General features: G+C 50.1%; 8 protein-coding genes. All 8 read right to left on the bottom strand.

The window, feature by feature from the left end:
• A partial coding sequence (locus EAO37_RS05185) for a MotE family protein (protein WP_120952024.1) occupies positions 1 to 564 on the bottom strand: 564 nt, incomplete at its 3' end.
• Positions 557 to 985 carry a flagellar FliJ family protein gene (locus EAO37_RS05180; RefSeq protein WP_120944864.1) on the bottom strand — a complete coding sequence of 143 codons (429 nt, stop codon included), beginning with the start codon at positions 983 to 985 and terminating at the stop codon, positions 557 to 559. The genes EAO37_RS05180 and EAO37_RS05185, both read right to left, overlap by 8 nt.
• Entirely contained in the window at positions 982 to 2193 is a 1212-nt protein-coding gene (locus EAO37_RS05175; RefSeq protein ID WP_120944866.1) for an adenylosuccinate synthase, read from the bottom strand. Before EAO37_RS05175 ends, EAO37_RS05180 begins: the two co-directional genes overlap by 4 nt.
• 9 nt (positions 2194 to 2202) lie before the next feature.
• Positions 2203 to 3153, bottom strand: coding sequence for a ribose-phosphate pyrophosphokinase (locus EAO37_RS05170; RefSeq protein ID WP_205589487.1), 951 nt, complete (start codon positions 3151 to 3153; stop codon positions 2203 to 2205).
• Positions 3150 to 3641, bottom strand: coding sequence for an HIT domain-containing protein (locus tag EAO37_RS05165; protein WP_120944870.1), 492 nt, complete (start codon positions 3639 to 3641; stop codon positions 3150 to 3152). The genes EAO37_RS05170 and EAO37_RS05165 overlap by 4 nt, the downstream gene beginning before the upstream one ends.
• Before the next feature lie 9 nt (positions 3642 to 3650).
• Positions 3651 to 5111 (bottom strand): UDP-N-acetylmuramoyl-tripeptide--D-alanyl-D-alanine ligase, encoded by a 1461-nt coding sequence (murF, locus tag EAO37_RS05160; protein WP_120944872.1) that lies wholly within the window; start codon positions 5109 to 5111, stop codon positions 3651 to 3653.
• A 2-nt stretch (positions 5112 to 5113) separates the two neighbouring features.
• Complete coding sequence (locus tag EAO37_RS05155) at positions 5114 to 5842, bottom strand: alpha/beta hydrolase (protein ID WP_120944874.1); 729 nt, start codon at positions 5840 to 5842, stop codon at positions 5114 to 5116.
• The gene (locus EAO37_RS05150; RefSeq protein WP_120944875.1) at positions 5842 to 6876 is read right to left on the bottom strand and encodes a D-alanine--D-alanine ligase; all 1035 of its coding nucleotides are present in this window, start codon (positions 6874 to 6876) and stop codon (positions 5842 to 5844) included. The genes EAO37_RS05155 and EAO37_RS05150 overlap by 1 nt, the downstream gene beginning before the upstream one ends.
• Between the last annotated feature and the right edge of the window lie 29 nt (positions 6877 to 6905).

Below are 6905 nucleotides of genomic sequence, written 5' to 3'. Positions count from 1 at the left end.
GGGTCGTTTAAAGGGGGGACCTTTTTGGAGCATTTGTGTGAGAGTGGCTGCCTTAGCGGGGTCCATTTTAGCTAGGATTTTGCCCATGTCCTTGGCTTCTAGGGTGGAGAGGATTTGAGCAGCTTGGCTGGGAGGCAAGTCTTGTAAGATCGGGGCGGCTTTGGAGTCTTTCATTTTGGCATAAGTGCTAGAGAGTTTGCTCTGGCTAGCGCTCTTGATCTCTTTTAAAAGTTCCTCATTCTTGGCGATCAAGGCTTTGAGCTTTTTCTCATTCTCGGCTTGGGTTTGTTTAAAAGCTGTCTCTTTGTCCTCTAATTCTTTGAGTTTCACCCCTAGGGCTTTTTCACGCTCTAGCACTTTGGCGCGGCGTTGATCTAGAAGACTTTGGGTTTCTTTTTGCAAGGTTTGTAAGCTCAAGGCGCGCGCTTGCAAGGCTTGTAATTGCGTTTCAATTTCAGCCTTGCGCGATTCAAAAATGGCGTTGCATTGCAAGAATTGCTCAGAGGGGGTTTGGGTGGCTTGTAAAACCAAAGCGCACGCCACCCACGCGTAAAATCTAGGCATGGGAGCTTCTTTGCTTATAGGCGAACATGCCCGTGCTAATCGCGTCCATCTCCTTGTGTTCTAGGCGTTGCAGGCGCGCTAAACGCGCCTGGGTTTGCAGGGTTTGCAAATAGGCGATCTTTTCGCATTCTAGGTTGGCTTGTCTGTGTTGTTCTTGCAGGCGCGCTTGATCTTCTTGCAACCTGTCTACCTGTGTGTGGAGCTGGGCTAGGGCGTAGCGGTAATTGTGCTTTAAGGCATTGAGTTGCAAAAAAGCGTCCATACTCCCCTGCGCGCCCACGCCCAACTGTTCTAACTCTGCGCGCAACGCGCTGATCTCTTGTTGCGTGCGGGCGATCTGGGCGTGGTTGTTGGCTAGGGCGATCTGGGCGCGTTGGAGTAATTGGCGTTTGATCTTCAATAAGGCATCAAAGGGAGTCATCGTAAAATCATCTCCTCGCGTTTAGGGCTGGTAGAAATGGCGTTGATTCTTACCCCCACTAGGGTTTCTAGCGCCTCCACATAGTCTTGGGCGGCTTTGGGGAGTTCCTCAAAGGTGCGCGCACGCGCGCTACACTCCCAACCCTCAAAACTGTGGTAAATGGGCTTGATGCCCTCTAAAGAGTCTGGCATGCGCTCTAGGGCTTCCCCCTCCCTTTGGTAGCCCACGCACACCAAAACTTCCCCCAAGCCATCTAGCACATCTAATTTCATCAAGGCTAATTGCGTGCACCCATTTAGACGGCAGGCATAGCGCACTGCCACTGCGTCAAAATACCCGCACCGGCGCGCGCGTTGGGTGGTCGTGCCAAATTCATGCCCTTGTTTGCGTAACCACGCGCCCAAATCCCCCACATCTTCGCTAGGAAAAGGTCCATTACCCACCCGCGTGCAGTAAGCCTTAGCCACCCCGATCACCTCTTGAATGTCTTTGACACTTAGCCCACTCCCATTACACGCTCCAGAGGCGATTGTAGTCGAGCTGGTAACAAAGGGATAAGTCCCAAAGTCTACATCTAACATACTCCCCTGCGCGCCCTCCAGTAAAATGCGTTTGCCCTCTTGAGCGCTCTCCCAAAGCATGCTAGTGGTGTCGGCAATATAGGGCAAAATCAGGGGGGTGTAGGTGTCTAGGTAGTGTTGAATTGCCTTGGTGTCTAAACAAACATGCAGATGGGCTAAGTTGTGCGCGATCTTGTCCTTGAGGATTTTAGGACGGCGCAAATCCCCCACGCGCAAGCCCACCCGGGCGATCTTATCTTGGTAAGCGGGTCCAATCCCCTTGCGGGTAGTCCCAATCGCGCTTTGGGCTTCTTGGCGATTTTCTAACATTTGGTGGTAGGGCAGGATCAAATGCGCGCGCTCGCTCACAAAAAGCCGCCCGCGTAAATTCTCAAAGGGGGCGATCTCTTGGGCTAGCGCGTCCAAAGCCACCACCACCCCATTGCCAATAATGTTCTTGCACTGGGGGTATAGCACCCCTGAGGGGATCAAGTGCAGAGCATAAGTGCGATCTTGGGCGACAATGGTGTGCCCGGCATTATGCCCGCCTTGGAAGCGCACCACAAAATCGTAATCTCGTGCCAAGCGATCTACGATCTTTCCCTTCCCCTCATCGCCCCATTGCACCCCCACAACCACATCTGCCATAAACTCCCTTTACACAAAAAGCGATTGCACGCTTTCATTATGATACACCCGGCGGATCACCTCCGCAAATAAGGGCGCGACACTTAAGATTGTGATCTTGGGGTGGGGAGCTTTGAGCGGGATAGAATTGCTCACCACCACCTCATCTAACTCACTCTCCTTAATGCGTTTGATCGCATTCCCGCTTAACACCGGGTGCGTGCCCAGTGCCATCACTGAGCGCGCCCCCTTGGCTTTTAACATGCCAGCCGCCTTGCAGATAGTCCCGGCTGTATCCACCATGTCGTCCACCAAGATCACATCACGCCCATGCACCTCCCCGATGATATTCATCACCTCGGATTCATTAGCCCGTTCGCGCCTTTTGTCTACAATAACTAGATCCATGCCAATTTGGCTAGCAAAATAGCGCGCGCGCGCCACCCCCCCGATGTCTGGACTAGCCACCACCGGGTTTTTAAAATCCTTGGAACAAATATAATCTCTAAAAACGATCGATCCGTAAAGATTGTCCACTGGGATATTAAAAAAACCTTGGATTTGCCCGGCATGTAAGTCCATTGTGATCAAGCGATCGATACGCGCGGTTTGCATCAAATCAGCGACTAATTTTGCGCTAATGGGCACTCTAGGGGCTGCCTTGCGATCCTGTCTAGCGTAGCCAAAGTAGGGCACAACCGCCGTGATAGAATTGGCTGAAGATCGCCTGAGCGCGTCCACCATCACCAAGAGTTCCATAAGATTGTCATTGACCGGCGCGCAGGTGGGTTGCACAATGTAGACATCTCTCCCGCGCACCGATTCGCTAATTTGCACATTGATCTCCCCATCGCTAAAACGCCCTAAGACCACCTTAGAGAGCCCCACCCCTAAGTGTTTGGCGACCTCCTTGCCAAAGCTAGGATGCGCGCTACCGCTAAAAAGTTTGAAACTGCGTGTTTTCATGCCATTCCTTATCATGGGGCAAAAAAGGATTTACCCTGTTCTTTGAGTTGTTGGTAAATGGCTTCAAAATCCGCCCCATAAACGCGGGTGTTGCCAATCACGCTGATGAAATTCGTGTCCTTATGGAAACGGGGCACTAAGTGCCCATGCAAATGCGCGCTGATCCCCGCCCCAGAAGCGTCCTTGAGATTAAACCCCACATTGATCCCATCGGCTCCAAAGGCGTATAAGAGTTGCACGCCCTCATAAATGCGCTTTTGTAGGTGTTGCCAATCCTCTAAACCCAATAATTCGGGACTATTGGCATGTTGGCAGGGGATCACCATGAAGTGCCCGGGATTATAAGGGTAGCGATTCATCACCACAATGGCGCGCGCATCACGATAGAGCACATGGTTACTCCCATCTAAATGGGGGGCTTGGGCGATGGCGCAAAACACACAGCCTTGTAAATCCTCTCCTTGCAAATAAGGATTTCTCCATGGCGCATACAGACGGTACATGGCACTCCTTTAAATGTAATTGGGCGCGTCATTGGCAAACAAGATCAAGTCTTTGGCTAAAGTGGTGCTTTGCAACACCGCTTCTAACTGACTCTTGTCTTTGAGAAAAATCTTTTGGGGTCTGTGGATACTTTGGGCTAGAGTGGTTGCGTTGAGTTCGCCCGTGATGATGACAATGTCAAAGACTCTATCTATCGCCCGGGCTAAGGTGGTGTTAGATTCTACATCGCTCTCCACTAAACCCGGGGTTACAATGATCTTGCGCCCAGCATAAAGGCTACACAGACGCACCCCCTCCAACATGCCCTTTAAATTCCCATTAAAGCCATCATCAATGATGATTTTATCGTTCAGGTGCAGGACATGCAAGCGGTGGGGGACGGGATTGAGTTTAGCCACTAGGCGTTGTAATTGCGCGCTAGAGAGCCCAAAGTAAAAGCCTACCATGATCGCTAGGCTGAGGTTTTCTACATTGAACGCCCCTAGAATTTTAGTTTCAAAACGCACCCATTGGTTATCCAGCCAGAGCTCAAAGCGCGTGCCCTCTAGATTAGCCTCCACACCCCTTATTTTACCCGGGTAAAAACTCATTTTTTCTAAGGGCACACAAAAGGGCTCCAACACCTCACTTTTATGGCAAAAGGCGTGTTCTAAACGCGTAGATTGCAATAACTCCGCCTTGGTCTTGGCGACATTGTCTAGGGTTTTGAAGTATTCTATATGCTGTTTGCCCACTTCGGTGATGATAGCATAGTGGGGTTGCAAAAGCGCGCTGATCGCCTTGATGTCCCCGGGCGCGCGCGCGCCAGCCTCTGCGATGTAAAGGGTGGCGTTTTCGCCTAAGTTTTGGTTGATGTCATGGCTTAAACCTAGCAGAGTGTTCACACTCCCCGAGGCGCTATAGGCGATGTGTTTGCCCTGCAAGATTTGATAAAGATAGTTTTTCACACTGGTTTTACCAAAACTCCCTGTGATGGCGATGATCTTCAAATGGGGCATGCGCGCTAATTTGTGTTTAGCCAAACGCACATAGCCCCGCGCGCAACTCTTTTCAAAGCCCAAGGACGCGCCATGTGTTAGAATCATAAGAAGCCCATAACGCCAATAGCTAATCTCCCCTAGAGCGCGCACCAGCCATGCGTCCACGAGCAAAAATAGCCACAGAAGTAAAAAGAAACGCACCACGCGTGGGGTGAAAACCAATTTTTTATCCAAATGGTTAGCCCAAAGCACCAGCCAAGGGATTTGCACCCCGCCCACAAAGACATAAAAGGCGATCTCTAGGTGCTTGGCATGGGTGAGGATAAAAACCCCTAGGGGCAAGATCACATGGTAGACATGCCAGCGTTTTTTGTGGTGCTTGGTGAGCACGCGCGCAAAGCTGTAATGATACCATTGCAACAAGGTCATCAAGTAGTAATTCAAGCCTAGAATAAAAACCCACACCGCGCCAAATTCCAAAATCCCCATGTTTATCCCTGCCAACTAGGACCAAAGTGTTCCAAGCAATGCTGTTGCACCAACGCGCCCTGTTTTAAAAAGAAATAGTGATCCCCAGGCAGGACAATAAAGCGATTCTTGGGAACGAGCGCGGCAATTCTTTGCCCTGCACACAGGGGGGTGGTGGTATCTTGCGCTCCCCATAAGATCAAAGTGTCTTTAGCGCATGCACGAAAATACGCGCTGAAGTCCTCTTGGACTGTGTATTTGAAAATCTCATACATCGCTGGGTTTAAGCCTTGCGCGTCCGCACTTCTCAAGGCTTTATTGCTCAAACCCAACGCCCTCAACCCCTTAGCCAGCTGGATTTTCAAGCGCGTTTTAAAAGACTTGGGCAGGACAACCCCCGCGCTGCTTAGGAGCACTAAGCGCGCGCCTTGACACAGCGTGGCGATCTTGCCCCCAAAACTATGCCCGATTAGCAAATCTGGGGTCATCTCTAGGGAGCTAAAAAACGCGTCTATGACTTGGGCGTAGTCTTGGGGGGTTAAAAAGATGTCATTGGGGCTTTTGCCAAAACCAGGCAGGTCTAAATAGAAATGTTGGGAGCGCGTAAAACACGCCTTGAAAGCGTGTTGCATCAATTCCTTACAACTCCCCCAACCATGTAAGAACGCCACACTCTTGGGCGCGTGCGCGTTGAGTCGATCATAAGCGATTTCAAATGCGCGCCCTTGGTACACCACCCTGCGTTTAGCCATCACTTGTGTTTTTGAATCTGGTTGATATAGCGGTAGGTGATAGGAATAGGGGGATTTTTAGGCAATAAGATATTCTCAAGCGCATGGGTAAAATCCCCAAAGAGATAGTGCGCTAGACTCCCGGGAATGGGGTTGATCTCATTTAAAAAGAGTTGATCCTCTAGCACAAAGAAATCGCAACGGATGAGCGCCCCGATGAAAAAAGGCTCATAAATGCGCTTGAAAAGCGCGCGCATCTGTTCTTCTAACCCCGCGCTAATTTGCGCCCTAGCGATTTTTTGGGTGCGCCCAAAGTCCAAATATTTCTCTTCAAAACCCAAGAGGTCTTTTTTTTGGGGCTCTTCTACAATGGAAAAGAGATACTCCCCATTTTCTAGCATGCACCCAGCTAAGTTGTATTCCTTCACCCCCGCCTTAAAGGGTTCTAGCACCACTTGGCTATCAAATTCAAAGGCTTCATCTAGGGCATAATCTAATTCTTTAGATTCTTTGGCGATCTTGATGCCTATGGAGCTCCCCAAGCGGTTGGGCTTGACAATGAGGGGGTAGTTTAGCTCTAGGGGGGTGCTGGGAGGCTTGGTTAAAAACACATAGGGTAGGACTTTGATAGCGCGCTCTAGAGCAAAACTCTTGGTTAAATACTTGCTATAACTTACCACGCACGCCTCCACCCTAGGACCAATAAAGGGCACTTCAAAAAAATCCAGCAGTGAAGCCAGTAAGCCATCTTCTCCATCACCCCCATGCACCAAATTAATAAGGGTAGAAAAGCCCACTTGTTTACCCCCCCCTAAAAGCCCTTGCGTGTAAAAACCATGGGGTTTTAAAACAAGCTCAGGGCACTTTTTATACTGGTGGCTAGCAAAGAAATTAGAACGCATGTCCTTTGTGGGAATGAGATAAAAGCGGCGCGCGCCATCTAAAAAAATAAAATGCCCGATCTGCGCGCCCAAGACTTCTTTTAGAGCGATCGCGCTCACAATGCTAATTTCGTGTTCGTAGCTCCTCCCCCCAAATAAGACCCCATAGACCACTCTCATCCTTTATTTACCTAGAAACAATG

The sequence above is a fragment of the Helicobacter sp. L8 genome, from assembly GCF_003660355.1.
GTDB lineage: Bacteria > Campylobacterota > Campylobacteria > Campylobacterales > Helicobacteraceae > Helicobacter > Helicobacter labacensis.
This window is presented reverse-complemented; position numbering and strand designations above follow the sequence as displayed.

Excerpts from the sequence above, each read along its gene's own strand:
- EAO37_RS05165 (WP_120944870.1), bottom strand. The coding sequence starts at position 3,641 with ATGTACCGTCTGTATGCGCCATGGAGAAATCCTTATTTGCAAGGAGAG.
- murF (WP_120944872.1), bottom strand. The coding sequence starts at position 5,111 with ATGGGGATTTTGGAATTTGGCGCGGTGTGGGTTTTTATTCTAGGCTTG.
- EAO37_RS05155 (WP_120944874.1), bottom strand. The coding sequence starts at position 5,842 with ATGGCTAAACGCAGGGTGGTGTACCAAGGGCGCGCATTTGAAATCGCT.
- EAO37_RS05175 (WP_120944866.1), bottom strand. The coding sequence starts at position 2,193 with ATGGCAGATGTGGTTGTGGGGGTGCAATGGGGCGATGAGGGGAAGGGA.
- EAO37_RS05180 (WP_120944864.1), bottom strand. The coding sequence starts at position 985 with ATGACTCCCTTTGATGCCTTATTGAAGATCAAACGCCAATTACTCCAA.
- EAO37_RS05170 (WP_205589487.1), bottom strand. The coding sequence starts at position 3,153 with ATGATAAGGAATGGCATGAAAACACGCAGTTTCAAACTTTTTAGCGGT.